This window comes from Chryseobacterium rhizosphaerae (assembly GCF_003385455.1).
Taxonomy (GTDB): Bacteria; Bacteroidota; Bacteroidia; order Flavobacteriales; family Weeksellaceae; genus Chryseobacterium; species Chryseobacterium rhizosphaerae.
Genome location: NZ_QNUF01000027.1, coordinates 55,766 through 78,963 on the forward strand (window position 1 = coordinate 55,766; position 23,198 = coordinate 78,963).

At 34.5% G+C, this 23,198-nt stretch carries 22 protein-coding genes; 15 read left to right on the plus strand and 7 right to left on the minus strand.

Translation table 11 applies throughout. From position 1 onward, the window contains the following. Window positions 1-34: 34 nt before the first annotated feature. On the plus strand, window positions 35-1,033 hold the full coding sequence (locus DRF57_RS18985; RefSeq protein WP_115920240.1) for a phosphotransferase: 999 nt from the start codon (window positions 35-37) through the stop codon (window positions 1,031-1,033). A 191-nt stretch (window positions 1,034-1,224) separates the two neighbouring features. Here the strand turns inward: DRF57_RS18985 and DRF57_RS18990 are convergent, their stop codons facing one another. Beyond that, complete coding sequence (locus DRF57_RS18990; protein ID WP_115920242.1) at window positions 1,225-1,818, minus strand: hypothetical protein; 594 nt, start codon at window positions 1,816-1,818, stop codon at window positions 1,225-1,227. A 363-nt stretch (window positions 1,819-2,181) separates the two neighbouring features. Here DRF57_RS18990 and DRF57_RS18995 point away from each other — a divergent pair, with 363 nt between their 5' ends. Then, window positions 2,182-2,577: a VOC family protein gene (locus DRF57_RS18995; RefSeq protein ID WP_115920244.1), complete on the plus strand. Its 396-nt coding sequence runs from the start codon at window positions 2,182-2,184 to the stop codon at window positions 2,575-2,577. Between the two features lie 388 nt (window positions 2,578-2,965). On the opposite strand, the gene DRF57_RS19000 is transcribed toward DRF57_RS18995, so the two are convergent. Next, entirely contained in the window at window positions 2,966-3,748 is a 783-nt protein-coding gene (locus DRF57_RS19000) for a YdcF family protein (RefSeq protein WP_115920245.1), read from the minus strand. 919 nt (window positions 3,749-4,667) lie between these two features. Next, window positions 4,668-4,898 (minus strand): SymE family type I addiction module toxin, encoded by a 231-nt coding sequence (locus DRF57_RS19005; RefSeq protein WP_157969920.1) that lies wholly within the window; start codon window positions 4,896-4,898, stop codon window positions 4,668-4,670. A 149-nt stretch (window positions 4,899-5,047) separates the two neighbouring features. Here DRF57_RS19005 and DRF57_RS19010 point away from each other — a divergent pair, with 149 nt between their 5' ends. From DRF57_RS19010 to DRF57_RS19060, 11 genes are all read left to right on the plus strand, one after another. Beyond that, window positions 5,048-5,458 carry a helix-turn-helix transcriptional regulator gene (locus tag DRF57_RS19010; RefSeq protein WP_115920249.1) on the plus strand — a complete coding sequence of 137 codons (411 nt, stop codon included), beginning with the start codon at window positions 5,048-5,050 and terminating at the stop codon, window positions 5,456-5,458. 13 nt (window positions 5,459-5,471) lie between these two features. After that, window positions 5,472-5,891, plus strand: coding sequence for a very short patch repair endonuclease (locus tag DRF57_RS19015; protein ID WP_115920251.1), 420 nt, complete (start codon window positions 5,472-5,474; stop codon window positions 5,889-5,891). 62 nt (window positions 5,892-5,953) lie between these two features. Then, window positions 5,954-7,189, plus strand: coding sequence for a DNA (cytosine-5-)-methyltransferase (dcm, locus tag DRF57_RS19020; RefSeq protein ID WP_167449387.1), 1,236 nt, complete (start codon window positions 5,954-5,956; stop codon window positions 7,187-7,189). Between the two features lie 49 nt (window positions 7,190-7,238). Beyond that, window positions 7,239-9,938 carry an EcoRII N-terminal effector-binding domain-containing protein gene (locus DRF57_RS19025; RefSeq protein ID WP_115920255.1) on the plus strand — a complete coding sequence of 900 codons (2,700 nt, stop codon included), beginning with the start codon at window positions 7,239-7,241 and terminating at the stop codon, window positions 9,936-9,938. 8 nt (window positions 9,939-9,946) lie between these two features. Continuing rightward, on the plus strand, window positions 9,947-10,675 hold the full coding sequence (locus tag DRF57_RS19030; RefSeq protein WP_115920257.1) for a hypothetical protein: 729 nt from the start codon (window positions 9,947-9,949) through the stop codon (window positions 10,673-10,675). 3 nt (window positions 10,676-10,678) lie between these two features. Next, window positions 10,679-11,662, plus strand: a complete 984-nt coding sequence (locus tag DRF57_RS19035) for a ComEC/Rec2 family competence protein (protein WP_115920259.1) — start codon at window positions 10,679-10,681, stop codon at window positions 11,660-11,662. A 131-nt stretch (window positions 11,663-11,793) separates the two neighbouring features. Beyond that, window positions 11,794-12,120: an ArsR/SmtB family transcription factor gene (locus DRF57_RS19040; protein ID WP_115920261.1), complete on the plus strand. Its 327-nt coding sequence runs from the start codon at window positions 11,794-11,796 to the stop codon at window positions 12,118-12,120. Window positions 12,121-12,326: 206 nt separating this feature from the next. Further along, complete coding sequence (locus DRF57_RS19045) at window positions 12,327-12,797, plus strand: SRPBCC family protein (protein ID WP_115920263.1); 471 nt, start codon at window positions 12,327-12,329, stop codon at window positions 12,795-12,797. Between the two features lie 223 nt (window positions 12,798-13,020). After that, window positions 13,021-13,599 carry a YdeI/OmpD-associated family protein gene (locus DRF57_RS19050; protein WP_115920265.1) on the plus strand — a complete coding sequence of 193 codons (579 nt, stop codon included), beginning with the start codon at window positions 13,021-13,023 and terminating at the stop codon, window positions 13,597-13,599. Between the two features lie 18 nt (window positions 13,600-13,617). Continuing rightward, window positions 13,618-14,019, plus strand: a complete 402-nt coding sequence (locus tag DRF57_RS19055; protein WP_047493795.1) for a DoxX family protein — start codon at window positions 13,618-13,620, stop codon at window positions 14,017-14,019. 917 nt (window positions 14,020-14,936) lie between these two features. Further along, window positions 14,937-15,494 (plus strand): DUF4256 domain-containing protein, encoded by a 558-nt coding sequence (locus tag DRF57_RS19060; protein WP_115920267.1) that lies wholly within the window; start codon window positions 14,937-14,939, stop codon window positions 15,492-15,494. Between the two features lie 447 nt (window positions 15,495-15,941). Here the strand turns inward: DRF57_RS19060 and DRF57_RS19065 are convergent, their stop codons facing one another. Then, window positions 15,942-16,895 carry a hypothetical protein gene (locus tag DRF57_RS19065; RefSeq protein WP_228450416.1) on the minus strand — a complete coding sequence of 318 codons (954 nt, stop codon included), beginning with the start codon at window positions 16,893-16,895 and terminating at the stop codon, window positions 15,942-15,944. A gap of 168 nt (window positions 16,896-17,063) precedes the next feature. Between DRF57_RS19065 and DRF57_RS19070 the strand changes: the two genes are divergently transcribed. Next, entirely contained in the window at window positions 17,064-17,564 is a 501-nt protein-coding gene (locus DRF57_RS19070) for a hypothetical protein (protein WP_047495365.1), read from the plus strand. A gap of 56 nt (window positions 17,565-17,620) precedes the next feature. Here DRF57_RS19070 and DRF57_RS19075 read toward each other — a convergent pair whose 3' ends face one another. Both DRF57_RS19075 and DRF57_RS19080 read right to left on the minus strand, forming a co-directional pair. Then, on the minus strand, window positions 17,621-18,652 hold the full coding sequence (locus DRF57_RS19075; RefSeq protein ID WP_084084115.1) for a threonine aldolase family protein: 1,032 nt from the start codon (window positions 18,650-18,652) through the stop codon (window positions 17,621-17,623). A gap of 99 nt (window positions 18,653-18,751) precedes the next feature. Next, window positions 18,752-19,177, minus strand: a complete 426-nt coding sequence (locus DRF57_RS19080; protein WP_084084113.1) for a hypothetical protein — start codon at window positions 19,175-19,177, stop codon at window positions 18,752-18,754. 137 nt (window positions 19,178-19,314) lie between these two features. Here DRF57_RS19080 and DRF57_RS19085 point away from each other — a divergent pair, with 137 nt between their 5' ends. Then, window positions 19,315-20,073 (plus strand): IS5 family transposase, encoded by a 759-nt coding sequence (locus DRF57_RS19085; protein WP_115920271.1) that lies wholly within the window; start codon window positions 19,315-19,317, stop codon window positions 20,071-20,073. A 66-nt stretch (window positions 20,074-20,139) separates the two neighbouring features. On the opposite strand, the gene DRF57_RS19090 is transcribed toward DRF57_RS19085, so the two are convergent. Next, a complete protein-coding gene (locus tag DRF57_RS19090; protein WP_167449388.1) occupies window positions 20,140-23,151 on the minus strand; it encodes a reprolysin-like metallopeptidase in 3,012 nt (1,003 codons plus the stop codon). Window positions 23,152-23,198 lie beyond the last annotated feature (47 nt).

Genomic DNA, 23,198 nt, shown 5'->3' on the forward strand with positions numbered 1-23,198 from the left:
ATGTATTTTATAACCAACTGCGAACTAAGAATTAATGACAGAGAAATTTCCGACAATAAATAGTACACTTTCACCCAATAGACTTGGTCAACTTATTCAACAAAAATATGAACTAACCGACAAAACGGAATGCAGCATATTTCGACTTGCCATGAATCATTTATACATTGTTCATGATGACGAAAACAAATACGTTTTTAGAGTTTACACCCATAATTGGAGGACTAAATTAGAAATTGAAGAAGAATTAAGACTTTTAATTCTTCTAAAAGAAGCGGGTAGACAGGTTGCTTTTCCCATAGCTGATAAATCGAACAAATTCATTCAAGAAATTGAAGCTCCGGAAGGGACAAGATTTGGCGTTTTATTTTCGTATGCTAAAGGCATAAAGACTGCAAAATTTTCACCACAAACAAGCTTTCTAATTGGACAAGCATTAGCAAAAGTTCATCAATCGGCAGAAAATATCGAACTGATGAGAATGTCTTACAATGCTCAAAACTTGCTCAGAACCCCTGTTTTAAGAACAAAAGAATTCTATAGTAAAAATACTAGCGAAATTGAATTTTTAGAAACCCTTTCTGTTTTTTTAACATTAAAAATGGAAAATATAGGCCAACAGAAAATGAGATACGGAGCCGTTCATCTTGATGTTTGGTTTGACAATTTGCATATTGACAATGAAAAAGAAATAACATTTTTTGACTTTGATTTCTGTGGCAACGGTTATTTATGCTTTGATATTTCTTATTTCCTATTTCAGTTATTTACAACCCATTTGAACGAAGAGGAATATCAAACAAAAGCAGAAAGTTTCATAAAAGGGTATGAGACAGTAACTCAAATTAGTAATGAAGAAAAAAAGTTTTTACCCTTCGCATGTTTAGCAATTATGACCTATTATATAAGTGTTCAGTGCGATAGATTTGAATATTGGACCAATATTTTCCTGAATGAAGATCATTTAAAAAGAATGGTTGGAAATCTCAAACGATGGATTGCTTACCACAAAATTGAGATTAATATAAACTGATTGTTGAAATCAAAACGCTATGGGGACTGAAGTATAGGATAAATCGATTTGGAATGGAACTTTGGATTCTGATGTAAATCTAAAAATGGCATTACCTTTTGAAAAGCTGAAATATATTCAATTTAACATAATATAAATTATAGGACAAAATAATTATCTAAAGGATAGAGCACTACCAGCCTCAGAATCCATTATCCACCTAATTTTCCTTGCAAATACTCTTTAACGACTTCTCGGAACTCTTCTTTGGTCATAAACCTATCCAGAAACTCTACCAGACTTCCTTCGTTTTCAATTTCATCGAAATAAACTTCATGGTCTGTTCCGTATACCGCTGGGTTCGACTGATCAGGATCTGTTGTACACACAAAATAATGATCCGGGTATCCATACGAATAAAATATACAGACAAAATCCATTTCTTTGCCTTCTACAGTTTTTTTTAATTCATTTTCCTCTACAAGCCCTTCTAATTCCTCATAATCTTCCGAGCCTGGTTTAAACGGCGTGAACATCCAATCTTTGAAAAAATATTGACCGTATGCACGGTCATGTAGGGAAAAATAATGCTCAGTTAAGTCGTTGTAAAATTTTTCATTATTTTCTTTATACAGCGCTGCATGATTTCTGTAAAACTCGTCGATACCGTAAACATCCCAATCTTTATCATACAGATAATTGTTGAATCTAATGCTCTGCCAGTTTTCTGTAAAGGTTTTATCAGGATTCACAGCATCTGTAACTCCACCTAAAGTATTGATTTTATGTATAATACTATCATTCATTGTGTGATTTATTTATATTTCTTAAACTGTACTCCAATTATATTATGTTAAATTGATCAATTCCGTTTTTCCCGTTCAACATACCTCCTTACTATCATCTCAAAAATATCATTATCATCTGAAATAACCAAGGAAAACTCCGTGGCTAATGCTGTTTCTGTGGTAATGTATAAGGACTGGGAACGCAAAATGATATTTCTGACCAATCTATTTCATCCATAGTATTATCGTTATAAAATTCCCTAGATCTTAGGATCAACATCCAATCATGTTGTCTTAGGACGGCTATAAAAAACTTGCCACATGACAACCTCTATCCTATTGAAAGGTGCTACCTTTATCCTAACCAAAAAATAAAATAGTATGAAACCAAAAATGATCTGGGCAAACCTTGCTGTGGCGGACCTTGAACGAACACAGAAATTTTATACAGAACTGGGATTTAAGCCCAATAATCCACACAGTTCTAATGAATTGGTAAGTTTTTTTGTTGGAGAAAATGAATTTATTATTCACTTCTTTCTAAAAAACATTATTGAAAGCAATCTAAAGCATGTAAAATATGGTGACCCTCACCATTCCAATGAAATTATATTTACCCTTTCCGCTGAAACCATAGATCAGGCCGACCAGTGGGCGGAAGAAGTTAAAAATGCAGGCGGAACCATTGTCTCAGAACCTGAAAGTTTTGGAAACAACTATTATGGTTTTGTCTTTGCAGATCCTGATGGACATAAATTTAATGTCTTTAAAATGTAAAAAATCTGAAATTTCAATCAAAAATCATTTTTGCCCATAAATCCCTCTTATTTCCAGTCAGATAGCATAGGTACAGGATGGAAAAACACGGGTTATTTGGACCTTTTATCGTTTTTCTTTATTTGAAGGTATTTTATGTGATTTTGCAGAGATTTTATGGAAAAACAGCCCTTAATTTCACTGAAGAAAACAGGCTGATGATTTAAAAAACGGCAATATAAATTCAATAGAGATGGGCTTTAGCCCATCTGATAAAACATGACAATCAATTTGGCTTTAGCCAAAACCTACTAAAACAGTTTGAAAAGTTTTAAAGCAAACCGGCCCCTTAAGTTCACTCAAGGGGCCGGTTTGTTGTTCGTATTAATATACAACAGACTGCAGAAAACTATTTATTCATTCCCAAACTGTTATACAATTGTACCTGCCATATTCCTACGACCTCTTTAAGCATAACAAATGTAAATGCAGCATTATAGCTGTTAGGAAATATTGTTATTTCAGTATCTATAAAATCCGATGCTTTAGGAATAGGTTTTAATCCAAATGTCTGAAACAGAGCAACAGATCTTTTCATGTGAAACCCCGAAGTCACGAGATATACACTGGATGGCCCCATCTGATTTACTATCTGGCTCGAATATTTTGCATTTTGATACGTATTCATGCTTTGATCTTCCTTAATCATGTCAGAATCCGGCACTCCCATCTTTTTAAAATTCTCTCTGAATAATTCGGCTTCACTTGTATGTCCTCTTCCTTTTCCGGAAATTAATATTTTACAAGATTGATTATTTTCCCTGTATTCATGATACAATTGATAGGCAGTAACTATTCTGGAATAAGACATGGTATGCAATTTCTCTATATTGTCAATATCTACCACCCCGCCACCGAGTACTACAATAATGGGATTCTGAGCCGGTGTATTCTTCATCCCTGAACTACTGATATAACTTTTCTGCAGATATCCGGAGATTAGTTTACCCAGAAAGCCATTTCCTATAAGGATAATCATGACAACTGCTGATATAAAAATTCCTGTTCTCAGATTTTTACATTTATTTTTTCTTTTCAGCAGAGCGATGATAACTACTGCAAGAAATACTAAAAAATAAGGTTCTGTAAAAAGCTGTAAAACACGGAATAAAAAGTCCAGTAAAAATTTCATCTATGGTAGTATTGATTAATGCTAAGAAAATATTGGATTTTCAAAGATAAGATTATTTCATGACTCCTGTTTTTCTCAACAGATTCCAGGGGTCTTCTATCCCAATAAATACAAGATGATGAAGCTGTTAACAAATGATAATACTAAGAATAATGCAGGCCTGCTTTGTTTATAAATATTTTTTATACATTTGCAGTCATAAAATATGACACTATTTAGTGTGTTAACATATATTTATATAAAAAAGCAGAGACTTTTTTATATAAAATCCGAAACTATAAACTAATAACAGTACCATTGAAAAAGCAAAAGAAAAACACCGTTTTTATTACATTATTCCAGATACTTCTGGACAGATATTTTTGTAAGTAAAAAAACTTAGTAACATCTATTTAAACAGGAATAGCTTACATCATTTTATTCTTAAATAAGCAAAACTATAATTCTTGAATGGTATTTATATTTCAGGAATGGTATAGTTTCGGCGGCCTCCGGCCGCCGAAACTATACCCCTCACCTTCATCAGGCAAGTTCACTTGCCCACCCTTAGCTCCCAAAAATATACAGCATCATCATAAAACTTTGCGTTTAACCTAAAAAGATATAAACCTCCCGCAGATTACGCAGATCTTATCATTTACTTATCCTGAAATCAGCGAGAATTTATAAAAAGAAACAAGCGAAAGAATTTATTTCTCTCACCATAAAAACAGAGGCCCTATCCCCTCACCTTCATCGGCAAGTTCACTTGCCTACCCTTAGCTCCCTAAAAATATACAGCACCATCATAAAGCTTTGCGTCTAAAAAAATAAACATCTCGCAGATCAAACAGATTATGCAGATTTTAATCCCCAATCATCTGCTTGATCTCCGAAATCTGCGAGAAATTCTACAAAACAAAAACGAACTTCTATATATTTATACATCTTCATACACCATCTCCTTTTCTAAAATAATCTGGTTCCTCCGAACCGTCACCAGCACTTTATCTCCCGGTTCAAAACCACACTCCAGCAGCCACTTCCCTGCCAACCGGATTTCCGGGAAGAAAACCAGCCTTCTGTATGCTCTTCCAAATGCTTTATGGGAAACCGTAAGGTTCCGAATGGACACTATCTTATATTTGCCCCGAATAATTATTTCTCTCATATTGTTGTTTTCCATCAAAGCAAGAAATATATGATGGGCTGTACCAGTTATGAAAAGGATATTTTATACAAAAAAGTAACTATTTTAGAAGATAATTTATTTTAAAACCGTGCTTTATTTTTAGCACTTAAAGTTTTATATTTGTTATTATGACTTACACAGATATGCAAAATAAAAAAATACATCAGGGCCGAAATATAAAACGTTTCCGTGAAATGTTAGGAATCAAACAGGAAGCTTTAGCTTTTGAACTGGGTGACGACTGGAACCAGAAGAAAGTTTCTCTTTTAGAACAGAAAGAAACCGTAGAATCTGATATTCTGGCGCAGGTAGCGAAGATTCTGAAAGTGCCGGCGGAAGCGATTGAGAATTTTGATGAGGAACAGGCGGTGAATGTTATTTCTAATACATTTACAAGTAACGATACATCAACTTTAAATGCAGTAAATATTCATCCTACTTTCAATCCTCTTGATAAAATGGTAGAGCTTTATGAGCGTATGCTGGAACAGCAGAAGGAGATGATTGAGAAGCTGGAAAAATTAATAGAAAAAAAATAAAGCATTAAAGAAAATGGCAGACGTTCATAGCAAAGAGGTCAGAAGCTACAATATGAGCAAAATAAAAGGTAAGGATACCAAACCTGAAATGCTTGTACGTAAATTTCTTTTTGCTAATGGATTTCGTTATCGTCTTCATGATAAAAAATTACCTGGTAAACCGGACATCGTTCTGCCAAAATATAAAACAGTAATATTTGTACATGGCTGTTTCTGGCATGGACATCAAGGATGTAAATACTTTGTAGTTCCCAAAACAAGAACAGAATGGTGGTTGAATAAAATTAATCATAACATTGAAAATGATCAGAAGGCAAATATTGCATTACAAAATGAGGGTTGGAAAGTTTTAGAAATCTGGGAATGTGATTTAAAATCCAAAATTTCAGATAAAACATTAAGCCATTTACTTTTTTTAATAAAAGGTAATTAACATTTTATATTCTGCTATATTAAAATCCAATATTGTAAATTTGTCATTATTTAATGATTAGAATGAGTAGTGTCCTAGAACCAAAATCAATATTTGAAAAAATAAAATTTTCAATAAGTGATATAATAGATAAAAATAAAATCTTAACCGATAAAGAAGCCGTAATAACGCATTTTGTTCATACTGGTGAATTTGAATATGAAGCTGTTAATTATATAAACGAGATTCTAACAAAAGAATATCCTGATATTATATTTAATGATGAAATAATATCTGAATTAGTAAATACCGAAAGATCAAAAAAAGGAGATACGGTTTTCTCAGAGCATTCTGATCCAAAGTTTAGTTTTATAGACCTTTTTGCAGGTATTGGAGGATTCAGACTTGCATTTCAAAATCTTGGTGGAAAATGTGTTTTCTCTAGTGAATGGAATAATTACGCAAAAAAGACCTATAGTTCTAATTTTGGAGAAGTTCCTTTTGGTGATATTACCCAAATTGATGAACATACAATACCTAATCATGATATTCTGGTTGGTGGATTTCCTTGTCAACCTTTTTCACTTGCAGGAGTAAGCAAAAAAAACGCATTGGGCCGAAATCATGGATTTAGAGATGAAACACAGGGGACACTTTTTTTTGATATCGTAAGAATACTGGAATCAAAAAGACCAAGAGCATTTTTATTAGAAAATGTGAAAAATCTGGTATCACATGATAAAGGTAACACATTCAGAATAATTCAAGGTACATTACACGAACTTGGCTATGATATACATTGTAAAATTCTTGATGGAAAATATTTTGTTCCCCAACATAGAGAAAGAATTGTAATTGTCGGTTTTGATAGAAATATTTTTAATGGAGAAGAGGGTTTTTCTTTTCCAGATATGCCTGAGGGTATTCATTCTGTTAAAAATATTTTAGAAGAAAATATTTTAGACAAATACACATTAAGTGATAAACTGTGGAACTATCTTCAGGAATATGCTGCAAAACATAAGGCAAAAGGTAATGGATTTGGTTATGGTTTGACTAATTTAAATGGAATAAGCAGAACACTTTCTGCCAGATATTATAAAGATGGTGCAGAAATTTTACTTCCGCAAGGAGAAAAAAATCCAAGGCGTTTAACTCCACGAGAATGCGCAAGATTACAGGGATATCCGGATACCTTCAAAATTCCCGTTTCAGATACACAAGCATATAAACAATTTGGAAACTCTATTGTAGTTCCTCTAATGCAAGCCGTTGGCCAAAAAATTGTTGATGTATTAAATCAAAACAATATCGGATAGTTTTCCAAAATTTAGTATTTTTAATATCTTAATTAAAGACACATTTTTAATGTCGGACACTCTTAACACAGCAATCAATACAGTCAAAACTAGTAAATTTTCATTTTGTAAATTTACCAGTGCTAATGATGCAGGTACAACAGGTGCCCATCAAGGAGGCCTTTATATACCTAAAAACTCGTATAAACTTCTTTTCGATGAACCTGGAGTTAAAGGGCAAAATAAAGAACGCTTTGCAGAAATTACATGGTCAAATGGAGTCACTTCTAAATGTTGTCTAAAATACTATGGAGGAGGTACTCGTAATGAATACCGAATAACCCGTCTTGGTACTCACTTTAAGGAAGGTGAACTCGTTATTATTTGCCAAAAATCCGTAAATGAATATTTTGGATTTAAAATTTCAGATGAAGCAGAAAAAGATACTTTCTTAAAGGAATTTGAAATTGAAAAGCAGCATACAAATGCTTTAATTCCATACGGACCAAATATATCAGAATTACAACAACAGAAACCCTCTGAAAATGAGTCTCAATATGAGATTGAATTATTTCCTTCGGGAGAGACAGAGGTTCTAACTGCAAGTTTTAGACCTAAAGCACATATACTTACATTATTGGGAGAAGAACTCATTAAAGACCCTGTAATGGCAATTTATGAATTAATTAAAAACAGCTACGATGCTGATGCTAAAAAAGTAGAAGTTCATTTTAATGATATTCTAAATCCAAAATTGGCTAATATTATTGTAAAAGATTCTGGCACCGGAATGAAAGAGGAGGTCCTTAGAGACGTATGGCTTGAACCTGGTACTGCTTTTAGAAAACCTTTTGATGAATTTGGAAAAAGAATGATAATCCGAAGCCCACTTTTTAAGCGAGTCCCTATGGGTGAAAAAGGAGTTGGTAGGTTTGCCGTTCACAAGTTAGGAAATAAAATACAACTGATAAGCAGACCCGCAGAACTAGTTTTTGATGATAAAGGGGATGTTATAGAGAGTAAATTATTGGACTATGAAGTAGAAATAGAAATTGATTGGAAAGTATTTACTCAATCAAGTTATTTATCAGAAATCCATATAGAATACAAAAAGAACACAGACAAAAAAAGTTTTTATTTCCAGAATAATTCAGGTACTTATATTAGAATATCCGATTTAAAAGAAACTTGGAACCGAGGAATGGCCAGACAGCTAAAACGTCACACTTTAGCCATGATTTCACCTAAAAATGATCCCCAAAAATTTCAGATTGATTTAAATTTCTATAATAATTGGCTGGATAGGTTTCCAGGAATTGATGAATTATTATTTCAGGCGCCCTATAAACTCACGGCAATTTTAGACAAAGATTATAATCTCCAGTTCGATTACACGTTTAAATTAGCTAATAATCCAACTATCGGTTTACGAGAAATTAAAGCAGATAAAGGTGTAAATATAACTGGAAATTTACGTCCTTTTTTAAGATCATATTATGAAGAAAAAGGATTTGAAGATGGCCAAATTGAAAAATTACTTGAGGAAAAAGCAAATGCTTCCCTACCTTTTGGAGGATTGATAATTGAGTTATATTCTTATGACCTTGATTCGCCATCGTTAAAAGATGTTACCTATACACCTGATGTATTAAAAAAAACATTAAAAGATCAACACGGTATACGGGTTTTTAAAGATGATTTAAGGGTATATGATTACGGTGAACCAGATAATGATTGGCTCGGCTTAGACTTAAAGCGTGTAAATAATAAGGAATGGTTCTCAAATAATCAAAATATTGGATTTGTATATTTAGATTCTGCAAATTCAGGTGCTTTGATTGAAAAGACTAATCGTGAAGGCTTTTTAAATAATGAAAGTTTTGATTTTTTCAAAATTGTTATTGAATATATATTACTTCAATTTAGAATAGAACGTCAAAAAGATAGACAACAATGGATTCAGTTTAATAAAAAAGAAAAAAAGAATTCATTTAAGGAACGTATCTCTAGTTTTATGAATTTGGTTAATAACATAGAAATTGATGAAGAAGAAAAACAGAAGTTACTTAACGAAGCTACACAAATAGAAAATGATTATGAAAAAGCTCAAGAAACATTATTAATACCGGCAGGAGTTGGTATGACTGCCTCAGTGGCTTTACATGAAATAGAAAAGCTGGTTCCTAGAATGGAAGAAACAGTTGAAATCGCTCCTATTGATCCAGAAAGAATAAGAAATCAAATAGAAGAACTCGATGAGTATGTATCTGGTATACTTTCTATTCTAAAACAAGCAGGAACCAAACCTATTAATATTAAAGAAGTAATTGAATTGGCTATAAGCAATTATCAATTTAAACTTGATATGAGAAAAATCGAAGTAAAAAAAGATATTCCTGAAGATATTGGAATGTTTAATTGTGATAAAAGATATGCTATTACAATGCTTATGAACCTTATTGATAATAGTATTTATTGGCTTGATACTATTAACAAGGATAAAAAAGTAATATTTATTAAAGCCTTTAAAAAACAAAATGCTACTCATATAATTATTGCTGATAATGGTCCAGGATTCAAAGATGAAACTCATGAAATAATAACTCCTTTTTTCTCGAGAAAAGAAGGTGGTATAGGAATAGGTATGTATCTTATTGATACAATCATGATGAAATATGGCAAACTTAAAATATATACTAACAATGATAGCACAGAATTACCTGAAAAGTATGATGGGGCTATTGTTGAATTAATTTTTAACAAAAACTAATTAAACTAATGACTATTGGACCTCAAATTGCATTTGTAGATGACATCCAATCTCAAATAGAACCATTACAGAATTCTATTGATAAAATCAATGCGGGAAGTATTTTCTTCGATGCTAGGCCAGAAGCTAATAATTTTCCTCCTGAGCCTATTGAAAGCGTTAAGCTTGTATTTCTTGATCTTTATTATGGGGCTCTAAATTTTGATCCTGAGCTTTCTGCACAATGGATATCTAGAATTATAGCTCCCAATTCAAAATATATTCTTGTAATTTGGTCAAGAGATACTGATAAACAAGGTGAATTGTTAGCAGTACTTGCACAAGCTCACTTATATCCAACCTATTTTGAAGCTTGGCAAAAAACAGATTTCGATTTTAATACTTATGATTTTAATTCTAAAATTGATGAATTAATAAATTCTGCTTCAGATAATAAAAAATTGACTGATATTATATCCGGACAAATCTTGGAAATTGAAGAGGACGGTCTACTCGTTAATTGCCTACTGAATCTGGAAAAGCCTACATTTCAAGTACGAAAATTTGACAATGAATTATTTAAAGGAATAGAAGATCTAGAAGTAGGAAGTTTTATAAGGATTTCAATGAGCACAGAGTTAGGAAGCCGAAAGATTGAGATATTTAAGGAAGCCTCTGATTTATCTCAAAAATTCCAAATTATTGATTATTTTGAAGAATTAAAAGATACGGCATTCTTTATAGATGATAATGATTAAGCTATGAAAATAACATTTAAAGATGTAGGTCAGGGTGATTCTATTATATTAGAGTGGGAAAAAGCAGGAATAAAAAAAATTGGCATAATTGACTGTAATAAAAAGGGAAAGCTAAATCCTGTTCTTGAGCATTTAAAAATTTTAGATATAGAAGAGATTGATTTTATCATCTTATCACATCCACATGCCGATCATTTTTCTGGAATGATTGATTTACTTAATTATGCAGAATCAAAAAGTATAAAGATAAAAAAATTCGCACACACACTTTTTTTACTTGGTAAAGATTTTTATAAATATCTTAATTGGGTAGAGATAGATACAGCTGCGTTGGAAGACTTACAAAAATTAGTACAAAGAACAGAGGATCTAAAAAAATCAGGGATCATTTTAAAAGTTTCACCTATTATTGAAGGCTGGAGAGAAGATTTAGCAACTGATATTTATTTAAAGTGCTTATCACCTGGCCAAGATGAGGCTACTGTTTATATGGAGATTGTAAATGGTGAACCTGAAAAAAACAGGAAAGCTGCAAGTAGTGGAGCAAATTATTTATCAACTTTATTCTGCCTTGTGAAAAATGATAATTATTTTTTGCTCACTTCTGATAGTGAACTTCTTACGTTCGAACGATTATTAAAGGAGAAATCACACGAGGAATTACTTGAAAAATCGTTATATATAGGACAAATGCCTCATCATGGTGCATCAAAAAATTACCATAAACCATTTTGGGATCATGTTATTAAAACAGATGAAAGACATGCTATAGCTTCTGCTGGAGAAAATGCAAAATATAAACATCCACACTTCGAAGTGTTAAATAATTTTTATAATGATGGGTATAAAATTCATTGTACAAGTCCATATCATGGTTCTAAAGAATTTTTGGATCATCTGATAGAATTAAGACGATTAAGTAATCAACTTGATTCATTCAGTACTCTCATAGATTCCTATACTGCAGGAGATAAGGTTTTCCAGTAAATTTTTTATTCAAATAATAAATTATCTATAAACAAAATTTCTTACGATTGATGTTATCATAAGAAAAATTTCTTAAAAAAACTTGCGTAGCTAAATAACTACACATATATTTGTAGTCAAATAACTACACAATGAATTTAAGAAGAGATGTTTTTCAGGCGATTGCAGACCCTACCAGAAGATCTATATTGATGTTGGTAGCGGCTCAATCGATGACAGCCGGAGCGATAGCGGCAAACTTTGATACGGCAAGGCCTACTGTTTCAAAGCATATCCAGATCCTTACAGAATGTGAATTATTGAGATCTGAACAAAACGGCCGGGAAATTACGTATCACCTTAATCCCCATAAAATGAAAGAAATAGCCAATTTTATAGAACCCTTCCGCAAAATGTGGGACGAGAAATTCAATAAGCTTGAAGATGTGATGAAAGCGTACCAGGATAAAAATGCGTGATGCGAGGTATGAGATGCGGGGTTCGGGGTTCGGGGTTTAGCAATATAAGTTTACAAATACAAAACCAAATAAAAGCCCTTTACTCCTATCCTCAACCTCAATAACTCGAATCCCGCACCACGAAAAACAATAACACGTACCTTGAATCACGAAACTCAACAACCCGCATCCCGCACCACGAAACACGAACCCCAAACCCTCAAAATATGGAACTTAAAACAAAAATCCACGCAGAAGACGGAAAACAGGAAATCTTCATCATCAGAGAATTTGATCTTCCTGTAGAACTGCTCTTCAAAGCCTATACAGAAGCAGAACTTTTTGAACAATGGATGGGAACCAAAGTAACCAAATTTGAAAACAGACCACACGGAAGTTACCGCTTTGAAACCTTAAATCCTCAGGGAGATGTAGTGTTCAGCGCTAATGGAACTATTCATGACATTGTTCAGAATGAGAAAATTACGAGAACTTTTCAGATGGAGAACACGCCTTTTCCGGTTCAGATTGAGTTTTTAGAATTTGAAAAATTAACCGATACTACCAGCAAAATTACGATCCAAACCATTTATAAATCCGTAGACTTCAGAGATCAGCATCTGAAAATGCCATTTGCTCAGGGAATTAATATGGCGCATAATCGTTTACAGGAAATATTTAGAGAGACGGAGAGATAATAGACGAAGAGAGGAGAGACATGGATGCCATAGTTTACATTGTGAATGCCAATAGGGAATTTTGCTTAGCAAGTGAATCGTCAATTAGCAATGAAAAAACAACAACCTTGAACATTACACTTTAAACTTCACACACTCTTACCCTCCCATCCTAAAACACTCAAACTCTTCCACTCCAATACTCTGAAACCCTAGAACTCCAGAACCCTCAAACCTAAAACACATGAATCCAAAAGTTGATTTTTTCTTCGATAAAGCCACGCAATGGAAAGAAGAATTTGAAAAATTAAGAACCATTGCCTTAAGTACCGAATTGGTAGAAGATTTAAAATGGGGTTGTCCCTGTTACACCTATGAAGGAAAGAATATTTTCTTAATTCATGGTTTTAAAGAATATTGTGCGCTTCTTTTTTTTAAAGGAGCATTGATGAAAGATCCTGACCAGATTTTAATTCAGCAATCTGAAAATGTACAGGCGGCAAGGCAAATTCGCTTTACAGATATTCTACAGATCAATGATCTTGAAAAAGAACTTCGGGCCTATATGTTTGAAGCTGTAGAAATTGAAGAATCCGGGGCAAAAGTTGAAATGAAGAAAACCAAGGACTTTGAAATGGTTGAGGAATTTCAACAAAGATTAGATGAAAATCTGGCATTAAAAGAAGCGTTCGAAGGATTAACACAAGGAAGACAACGGGCCTACCTACTCCACTTCTCCTCTGCCAAACAGTCTAAAACAAGAGAAGCAAGAATTGAGAAATGCATCCTTCAAATCCTGGATGGAAAAGGGCTTAACGACTAATCACAAAACTTAATCAATATGGAAACATCAAACCGATCAGAAAAAAGAACAAAAATCATCTATTGGATATTTACCCTTTGGATGGCCCTGGGAATGGTTTCTACAGCTATTGTCCAGCTTATGAAAAACAAAGATGAACTCGCCAACTTCACCAATTTGGGCTATCCCGCTTACCTGATGACCATCATAGGAGTCTGGAAAATTTTAGGCGTTATCACCATCCTTATTCCAAAGCGTTTATTACTAAAAGAATGGGCCTATGCCGGGTTTTTCTTTGTGATGTCAGGAGCAGTTATCTCCCACCTAATTGTTGGAGATCCCGCAGCCAGAACACTTCCAGCTGTATTATTATTGGTTTTAGTCCTTATTTCATGGTATTTCAGACCTGCCAACAGAAAAATTGCTTTTACCAATCATTAATAAAACGATAAAAATGCCATACAATCATTCTGCTATAAGGTTGTTGGAAAAACGCAAAGAGGCAAAGATTTAATACAAAAAGGATATTATAAGACGCAAGAAAATCAACGATTTTCAGCAAGTAAAAGCAAATACAATACTGTAGATTTAGATCAGCAGCATTTAATTTTATCGCAGATAAAATCCTTGCGTCTTAAAGCAGTATTTTTTATAATAATTTGCGTCCTTGCGATTAACCAACTATTTACTATTAGATGTTGGGAAAACGCAAAGGCGCAAAGATTAATACAACAAGGCGATTGTAAGACGCAAGAAAATCAACGATTTTCAGCAAGTACAACCAAATCAATACTTTAGATTTAGACCTGCAGCATTCAATTGTATCGCAGATAAAATCCTTGCGTCTTAAAGCAGTATTTTTTTATAATAATTTGCGTCCTTGCGATTAGCCAACTATTTACTATTAGATAAGCAAATACAATACTGTAGATTTAGATCAGCAGCATTCAATTGTATCGCAGATAAAATCCTTGCGTCTTAAAGCAGTATTTTTTTATAATAATTTGCGTCTTTGCGATTAGCCAACTATTTACTATTAGATATTGGAAAAACGCAAAAACGCAAAGATTAATACAACAAGGATATTATAAGACGCAAGAAAATCAACGATTTTCAGTAAGTAAAAGCAAATATAATATTGCGGATTTAGATCAGCAGCATTCAATTTTATCGCAGATAAAATCCTTGCGTCCTAAAGCAGTATTTTTTATAATAATTTGCGTCCTTGCGATTAACCAACTAAAAAATTCATCACAGAAAAATTTTTCACACCTTAAAACCGTATTTTTATGGCAATGAGTGCCTTTAAAGTTAACCCCAAACATTCTCAATAAAACATCATTAAAACGAAATTTAACATGAAAAAGAAAGCATTAACACCCGAACAAAGCGAAACTCTTTTAAAAGTTTTAAAAACACGCTTTGAGAAAAATATGAACCGCCACAACGACCTGAAATGGGAGAAAATACAGCCAAAACTGGAAGCCAACCCTGAAAAACTCTGGTCACTGAACGAAATGGAAACCACAGAAGGTGAACCTGATGTGGTAGATTATAACAAAAAAACAGACGAATATCTTTTTTTCGACTGTTCCCCGGAAAGCCCTAAACGCCGAAGCCTCTGCTATGATTACCAAGCCTGGGATTCCCGAAAAGCCAACAAACCGGAAAGCAACGTCATTGATACGGCTGCTGAAATGGGAATTGAGCTTTTAACCGAAGAACAATACCGCCAGCTTCAGGAACTCGGAAAATTTGATCAGAAAACGTCAAGCTGGGTAAAAACACCGGCTTCTATCAGAGAACTTGGAGGAGCTATTTTCTGTGACAGACGCTATAATACCGTTTTTATGTATCATAATGGTGCAGATTCCTATTATGCAGCGAGAGGATTCAGGGGAATGGTGAAGGTGTAAGAGAGTTGGAGGGCGTGAGAGTGTGAGGGTTGGAGAGTTGGAGAGTGAAAAATCAAAGATTTTTTCAGAACTTTAGTGTACTTTATATGCGCAAAGCTGGAAACTTTAATAACTTAAGTGTTTAAAAACTTTTGTGACTTTTGTGGTTACAACAAAGTCCTTAAATCTCAACATTGCAAATATTTAAAACACTTTAGTACACTTTAGCAAGTTTAAAAGAATAGTGCATAAGTAAGTACACTTAAGATGAAAATCAAAGATTTTCTTAAAACTTTAGTGTACTCTATATGCGCAAAGCTGCAAACTTTAATAACTTAAGTGTTTAAAAACTTTTGTGACTTTTGTGGTTACAAGAAAATCCTAACCTACTACGCCTGGATTCCTACGGAATGACAAATAAAACGTTTAGTTTAATATAAATTACCGGTCTCTCTTTTCCAATAACATTCATGACCCTTTTAGCCATGGAGATTCTACACTCCAGAATATAATATGAACCCCCAGGAAATCCTGAGCATAGCTTACAAATTCTTCTTTGGTAAAAGGTTTCTTTGTTTTCGGATTTTTATATGTTAAGGTGGGTTCCTGAACGGCCATGGCTACCAATGGTAATTTTCCTTTATACTGATGAAAGAATGGATAAGAATTTTTCATCTGGGCATTTTTATTGGGAACAATATCCGGACCTCCCAATCCTATATTATTTTTATCTGCAAAATCAAATAATCTGGACATATACTGATGATCGTTTTCCCATTCACATGGAAAGAAATTGACATACTGTAAAACATAAGATTGTTTGAAAGCATTCCTTGCAAACTTTAGATTATCCAGCTCGGCCTGAAAGTAGGTGTCGCAGCTGAAACCTGTTTTATCTTTTTTCATATCAATATCGATGGCTGTTTCCGGAAGGTTAATGCCCTGGATCTTTCCGTCAAACTTTTTGGCCAACGCTTCTATCAGTTTCTGATACCTCTCCCGAACTGCAGGGTTCCATTGCTGGGTGACCCAACCACTTCCTACGGGTTTATTCTCACCCGGATTGTCATATTGGGCAACCAGTCCGCCGGTATATACCTTTTCATTTAAAATATAATCGGGAACGTATCTTGCCTGAGGTTCGAAGAACCGATCCTGAAGCTGAATAAAAAGCTTTCTGTCTAAAGAAGTCAGGTAAGCTAAGTCTTTTTCAATACCCGAAAAATCATAAACATCTTTTGATGTTTCCAGTGCTCTCCAGTTATAGACAATCTGCACTCCTCCAATATCTTTTCGCACGATCATTTTCTCGATGTTATGCAGATCTCCCGACGAAGTATAAATATAGTTTTGGGGTGTTTGTCCCATTAAAAAATGTAATCCTAGCAATACTATCCCTAATCCTAGTATTCTTGTGGTCATTGTCATCGTGATGAATTTAAAAATAATATACTATGAATCATTTTCCGTGCCCAAGTCAGTGATCTTTTTAAACTTTTGAAAAATATTCTTATTTATCTATATTATTCTTTAATATATAAATAGTATCACTAATTTAGCAGTTCAAATTTGATTTAAACAACTGAGGACATGAAGAAATTAATATTACTGAGTGCTGTTTCGGCATTTCTGATCAACTGTAATAAGAAAACAGAAGCTCCTGCTCCAAAAACGGAAGCAGACACCATTGCGGTAGCTGAACCGATAGTAGATACGCTGGGCCCCAAATCATTCTGTTATATAGGTGTAACCGGAAAAGATAGTGTTTTTGCTTCTATTGATGATAATTTAGGAACAATCATTGGGAAATTATCTTATAAAAACAGTGAAAAAGACAGCTCGAAAGGTGACGTCACAGGTTTTAAATCCGGAGATACGTTGAAACTGACTTATGAATTTGCCTCTGAAGGGAAAAAAAGCAAAAGGGATATTTACTTCCTACAGAAAGACAATACATTGACAGAGGGAATTGGAGATCATAAAGAAGAAGACGGACATTCAAAATATGCTGATGAAAAGAAGATCAGCTATCAGGATGGACAAAAACTGAATACAGCAGATTGTAAGGCAGTGAATAAAGGCCTAAAATAATGGTCTCTGATATATAAAAAAACAGCCCTGATTTTGGGGCTGTTTTTTTTTATGTTTTATAATTCTCTGTTTATAATTTCTATAAAACTATTCACAGCATCATCTCCTGTATTCCAGGAAGTGATGAGACGGATTGCCGAGAAGTCTTCATTCACTTTTTTCCAGACAAAAAAATCAAAACTTTCAGACAGTACCTCTATAAGTTCATTGCTTACAATAGGGAAAATCTGATTGGTATAGGTATCTGCAAGAAACTGAACACCCTTGCTGCGGAATGCATTTTTGATTTTCATCGCCTGCTGATTGGCATGCTTTGCAAGATCAAAATATAGATCATCTTTCATCAGCTCTAAAAACTGGATTCCCAAAAGTCTTCCTTTTGCCAGTAAAGCACCTTTCTGCTTGATATTAAATGCAAAATCTTCCTGAAGGCTTATCGTATTAATCACAATAGCTTCACCTATCAATGCTCCGTTTTTAGTACCTCCAAGATAAAAGATATCCGTTAATTCCGCTACCCTTTCCAGGGTAAGGTCACTGATTTCTGAAGTAAGTCCGTGTCCCAACCTCGCTCCATCCATAAACAGGTATAAACGGTTCTGTCTGCAAAAATCTGAAAGCTCTTCTAATTCTTTGGCCTGGTAAATGGTTCCGAGTTCTGTAGAATTGGAAATATATACCAGCTTCGGCATTACCTGATGGGGTACATTTTTATGGCTTTCCAGCACCGGAATAATATCGGACGGCCTTAGTTTGCCATCCTCCGTTTCAATGCTTAATATTTTGTGCCCTGTTGCTTCAATAGCCCCGGTTTCATTATTTAAAACATGTCCGCTGGATGCGGAAATAGCACATTGATAAGGTTTTAGAATAGAAGAAATAACAATCAGATTAGCCTGCGTTCCACCGGAAACTAAATAGACTTCTGAATCTGCTTTTTTTATTTTTTCTTTAATGAGTTCTTTAGCTTTTAATGAATACTCATCTTCTCCATAGCCAGCCTGCTGTTCAAGATTACACTGTAAAAGGGTCTGTAATATATTAGGGTGACATCCCTCAGAATAATCGTTTTTAAATGAAAATTTCATAGAGTAAAATTAAAAAAATGTAATAATATTATCCCTATGAAAAAGAGTTAAAATATCAGAAATATCAGGCTTCCGGAACGGCTTTCGGAATGATATGTTTTATGGTACAAAATCATTTGGCTGCCCCACCTGATAGTTTCCTTCAGGCTTTATATAGATCTTATATTTCTTTTTGCAGTTTTTATCGAAAGGTTCAATAAAATAAGATTTTCCGTTTTCCAGATAAGCCCCACTCAGTTTGCCGGAAGCAATGGTCAGTGTGATGAGTTTTGTCCCGTCTTCAGACTTTCCTTTAAAACTGTAGATTCCTGCTTTTCTCAGAATATCTGTGGTTTTATTACTCGTAATATATTTTGTTTCCTTACCATAAATATCATACAGATTAAAAATAACTTCCCTATCAGTGATTTCTTTCAATTTATTTTCCTGAATGAATTTTTTAGGATTGAAAGCAAAAACAAAACTCTGTTGTTGCTGTACATGGTAGAACAAGTTAAACAATAAGAATATTATAATATTTTTCATTTATTGGTTTCAGATTTTATTTTCAGAATATAAAAAAAGTAGTCATAGAGCCTGTTTAAAAACGTAAAATAAAAAAAACTAAGCCTAAAAATTGGATAAAAATTGTCATTTTAGGGTTATAAAAACTAAAACTAACCATGTACCCAACTAATTTAACTCAAGCTCAGTGGCAATTTATAAAAAAAACATTGAATTTTGATGAAAGAAAACGAAAATATGATCTTATAATTATCTGGAATGCGATCAGTTACATTGTAAAAACCGGATGTCAATGGAGACTACTGCCATCAGATTTCCCTAAATGGCAATTGGTTTATTACTATTATTCAAAATGGGCCAATCTGGAAATTTTCGATTTATTACTATCAAAATTAAGAGAAAAAGTACGGCTAAACAGAGGTCAGAAAGCTGAAGCAAGTTTAGGAATTATGGACAGCCAAAGTGTACGCTGGGGAAATAATCGTTCGCTGAATGGCTTCGATGGAAATAAAAAAGTGAAAGGCATTAAAAGGCATGTTGTGGTAGATAAAAATGGCTTTTTATTAGCTGTAATGGTAAGTGTAGCCAATATGCACGATACTAAAGCGGCTTTATTGCTGATGAAAACACTCCAATATTTATTGATTCCCCTTCAGCTCATCCTGGCAGATGGAGGGTACAGAGGAGATATCGTTGAAGAAATAAAAATTAAATTTAGTTACATTATTCAAACCGTGATAAGGAATGGTAAACAACATCATGAGTCTGAATCTACCCATCAACGATGGATTATTGAAAGAACATTTTCATGGTTTGATAATGACAGGAGATTATGCCGGAATTATGAGCTTCTAATGGAATCTTCTGAAAATATGGTCAAATTATCTGCAATAAAATTATTACTGAATAAAATTTAAACAGGCTCTGGTTATATAAAAAAAAGGGCTATATAAATATAACCCTTTTTAAATTTCATTTCCTATTTACTTCTTGATAACTTTAGATTGGTTGATCAAGGTTTTGTTGTGCAGCAACTTCAACATATAAACTCCGGCAGTAAATTTTGAAAAATTAATCTCGGAATTTATTACACTGTTAGCATCCATTAATCTTCCTGAAGCATCATAAATTTCATAGTGAGTGATTTTCTCATCACTATGTATCTGAAGATAATCTTTTACAGGATTGGGAACCAGCCCGATCTGTTTCTTAACGATATCATGGGTGGCCAAAGCTGCAGTAATAATTAAAGTAACACTATTGGTACTTAGCTGGTAACACACTTTGCTCTGTGTAAGCTGACCGATAGTCTTATTAAGCAAAGCACTTTCAGCTCCTGTAAATGAAATTCCCTGTACCGTATAGGTTCCCACCGGTAATGATGTAAAGTCTGCAGTAGCATTGGTGGCAATTATAGTATTGTTAGCAGAATTAATCGCTGCATACGTATAGTTAACCCCGGCAGGGATATCAATAATATTATAGAATTTCCCAGGCCCCGAAGTACTAAGAACCACACTGGATCCTGCAGGCGTACTACTCAAATTTTTTGTAGTGGCAAGATATTCAACCCCTTTTTCCAAATTGGCACTGAATGATCTGTAATAGGTAAAGCTGGTACCTGTTCCGGAATAAACAGCATTTGACGTCACAAAATTGGCTGTTCCGGTCTGATTTCCTTTAAAGATGGTCACTGCTACTCCACTTGGAGAAGGATAGCTCAACGTATAGCTTCCGGTCTCTGTCACCTTAAATCTAAAAGGAAGCATGCTGGAACCCGACACAAGCAAATGAGGAGCTGTTTGAGTCTGATTGTAGATATACCAGTTTTCCGGGCCCATATTAGCTGCATCAAAAGTCAGCGTTTTAGCATTATAAATATCACTGGATGGTGTTTGTGGCTGCAAATTAAGATTAGCCTGCTGGCTGCCCTGAGCGGCCGTTACCACCTTTGCATTTTCTACAATGATCGTATGGAAGGCATTACAGTTCGAATTGATGATAAAATTGGTATTAGATACATCAAAGAACTCTGCAAAATCATTAATCACTGCAGTCACCTTTATTCTCGCCTTATCGGTATACGGAACGAATGGTAAAGCTACAGCAGCCGTACCATTATTGGGTACATTGGAAGCAAGTGTATAAGGGAAGGTTTCTCCCCCATCCGTAGAAAGAAGGATATTGACCATATTTTTTAAAACATTGGTCTGGTTAACATCCCATGTTACGTTGATATTAGAATCTGCATTTACAGCTACATTTGAATTGGGATAAGTCACCGTTAAAGGCCCTTGGTTGGTCACCGTTACTACTACCTGGTCAGAATCTGCCCCTCCTGAAATCACACTGTTATCTCTTACTGTAAATCTCATCTTCATTGTTCTTGCTACCAGAGGAAGCGCTTCTGCTTCATTGGTAGGAGGCGTATTCTGATTGTCCAGGACAAATTTCATCTTCGGGAAATACCTTTCAGTGGTAAGGGTACTCTGCTCTGATCTAAACAAAGGAGCGGTAGTACTGTTTACTGCAGAATATCCACCGCTTCCATTGACCGTACTTCCAAATGCCCCTTTATCATTAGCAGTAGCCACATCTACCTGATCCCAGGTGTATGATAAATTGGAGTCTTCAGCATCACTTCCTATTCCTTTCAATTTAAAAGGGGTATTTTTCGGAATGCTGATGGCTGTATTTCCGGCATTGGCAGAAGGCGGTGTATTGGCTACCGCTACAGAACTAAAGCAGGTAGAAGATACGCTAAGTGTATTTAATACCTGATCAATACTTTTAGCATGGAAGTAATTCAGTCCGTTATTACCGGTATTCGTCTGATCGTTAGGTGTTGTACAGTTATTTTTATAGGCCATTATCGTAGACCCCGATCCAGGTTCTACCGCCGCTGCGGCATTCCATCCTGAAGTACAGAATGTAGGGCTAGAAGGTGTTCCTCCTACAGCATTATACGTATGTCCTGCCCCAAACTGGTGTCCCATTTCATGAACAATCAGGTTAGCAGACAATGATTTAGGCATAGAAAGCGTCCACTGGCTCCAGGCTCTCGCTTTGAGAGAGGCTGTACAAGGCCTTGGCCCTGCCTGTCCCTGAGCACTTCCGTTAGCTCCCGGCATAATGTTGAAGGTATGTCCAATATCATAATCAGCATAGGGAAGCGTTCCGTTTGTATTGAGAACATCAAATCCAGCCTGTGAGTTGGCTGCAGAAGCAAAAGAAGGATCTACCGTAAAAGGATCTGTAGCTCCATTGGTGAAAATTAAGGTTTTATTGACCGTTTTATCAATCAAAGCAAAGGAAATGGATAATTCCGACTCGTAAATCTGGTTAATAAGATTCATCATAGCTACCAATTCTCCAAGGGCAGCATCCTGATTTCCAAGAGCTGTGGTAAATTCTCCCGTGGTAGCCACTGCCATTCTGAATGTTTTCAAGGTATTTCCATAAGGGAAACCGGTTACTGACTTCTGAACATTCAGCCCTTTGGCTACCGCCTCTAAGCTTTCTCTGAAATCGTTCTCATCAGCTCCACACTGAAATTTTTCACCAAACATTTCAAAAGAATTATAAATCCGGTATTCTCCTTTTTTAGTCTTATAAGGTTCAATAATATAATATCCCTGACCAGACTTGATCATAGCAGAAATTTCATTCCCTACTAATGTAAGCTTTATCTTATCCTGCCTGTCTTTTGAAAATCCGTCAAACGTTATAATGTTATCAAGCCTCTTATTGAGAAGATTATTTTCAGACAGTATAAATTCTTTTTTAGTTCCGTCAATAAGAGTCAATACGATAGATTGATCATTAATTTTTTTCGAACTTTTCCTGTTGGCATCAATATTTCTCCTGAAGTTTTCTGTGTTTAAGGTAAAGGTAGTTCCGGGAAGATCATCACTACTCAGGCCATGGGGGCTCAATACCTGTGCATTCATAAGGAAAGATGCACAAATAGAAATGAAGGTAATTCTTAGTTTCATTGTTGCAGTTTTTTTAAGCATTAAAGATAAATAATTAATCAATATAT

Excerpts from the sequence above, each read along its gene's own strand:
- DRF57_RS19085 (WP_115920271.1), top strand. The coding sequence starts at position 19,315 with ATGTACCCAACTAATTTAACTCAAGCTCAGTGGCAATTTATAAAAAAA.
- DRF57_RS18990 (WP_115920242.1), bottom strand. The coding sequence starts at position 1,818 with ATGAATGATAGTATTATACATAAAATCAATACTTTAGGTGGAGTTACA.
- DRF57_RS19060 (WP_115920267.1), top strand. The coding sequence starts at position 14,937 with ATGAAAAAGAAAGCATTAACACCCGAACAAAGCGAAACTCTTTTAAAA.
- DRF57_RS19045 (WP_115920263.1), top strand. The coding sequence starts at position 12,327 with ATGGAACTTAAAACAAAAATCCACGCAGAAGACGGAAAACAGGAAATC.
- DRF57_RS19055 (WP_047493795.1), top strand. The coding sequence starts at position 13,618 with ATGGAAACATCAAACCGATCAGAAAAAAGAACAAAAATCATCTATTGG.
- DRF57_RS19080 (WP_084084113.1), bottom strand. The coding sequence starts at position 19,177 with ATGAAAAATATTATAATATTCTTATTGTTTAACTTGTTCTACCATGTA.
- DRF57_RS18985 (WP_115920240.1), top strand. The coding sequence starts at position 35 with ATGACAGAGAAATTTCCGACAATAAATAGTACACTTTCACCCAATAGA.
- DRF57_RS19000 (WP_115920245.1), bottom strand. The coding sequence starts at position 3,748 with ATGAAATTTTTACTGGACTTTTTATTCCGTGTTTTACAGCTTTTTACA.
- DRF57_RS19070 (WP_047495365.1), top strand. The coding sequence starts at position 17,064 with ATGAAGAAATTAATATTACTGAGTGCTGTTTCGGCATTTCTGATCAAC.
- DRF57_RS19015 (WP_115920251.1), top strand. The coding sequence starts at position 5,472 with ATGGCAGACGTTCATAGCAAAGAGGTCAGAAGCTACAATATGAGCAAA.
- DRF57_RS19035 (WP_115920259.1), top strand. The coding sequence starts at position 10,679 with ATGAAAATAACATTTAAAGATGTAGGTCAGGGTGATTCTATTATATTA.
- DRF57_RS19050 (WP_115920265.1), top strand. The coding sequence starts at position 13,021 with ATGAATCCAAAAGTTGATTTTTTCTTCGATAAAGCCACGCAATGGAAA.
- DRF57_RS18995 (WP_115920244.1), top strand. The coding sequence starts at position 2,182 with ATGAAACCAAAAATGATCTGGGCAAACCTTGCTGTGGCGGACCTTGAA.
- DRF57_RS19075 (WP_084084115.1), bottom strand. The coding sequence starts at position 18,652 with ATGAAATTTTCATTTAAAAACGATTATTCTGAGGGATGTCACCCTAAT.
- DRF57_RS19090 (WP_167449388.1), bottom strand. The coding sequence starts at position 23,151 with ATGAAACTAAGAATTACCTTCATTTCTATTTGTGCATCTTTCCTTATG.
- DRF57_RS19040 (WP_115920261.1), top strand. The coding sequence starts at position 11,794 with ATGAATTTAAGAAGAGATGTTTTTCAGGCGATTGCAGACCCTACCAGA.
- DRF57_RS19030 (WP_115920257.1), top strand. The coding sequence starts at position 9,947 with ATGACTATTGGACCTCAAATTGCATTTGTAGATGACATCCAATCTCAA.
- DRF57_RS19065 (WP_228450416.1), bottom strand. The coding sequence starts at position 16,895 with ATGACCACAAGAATACTAGGATTAGGGATAGTATTGCTAGGATTACAT.
- DRF57_RS19010 (WP_115920249.1), top strand. The coding sequence starts at position 5,048 with ATGACTTACACAGATATGCAAAATAAAAAAATACATCAGGGCCGAAAT.
- DRF57_RS19025 (WP_115920255.1), top strand. The coding sequence starts at position 7,239 with ATGTCGGACACTCTTAACACAGCAATCAATACAGTCAAAACTAGTAAA.
- DRF57_RS19005 (WP_157969920.1), bottom strand. The coding sequence starts at position 4,898 with ATGAGAGAAATAATTATTCGGGGCAAATATAAGATAGTGTCCATTCGG.
- dcm (WP_167449387.1), top strand. The coding sequence starts at position 5,954 with ATGAGTAGTGTCCTAGAACCAAAATCAATATTTGAAAAAATAAAATTT.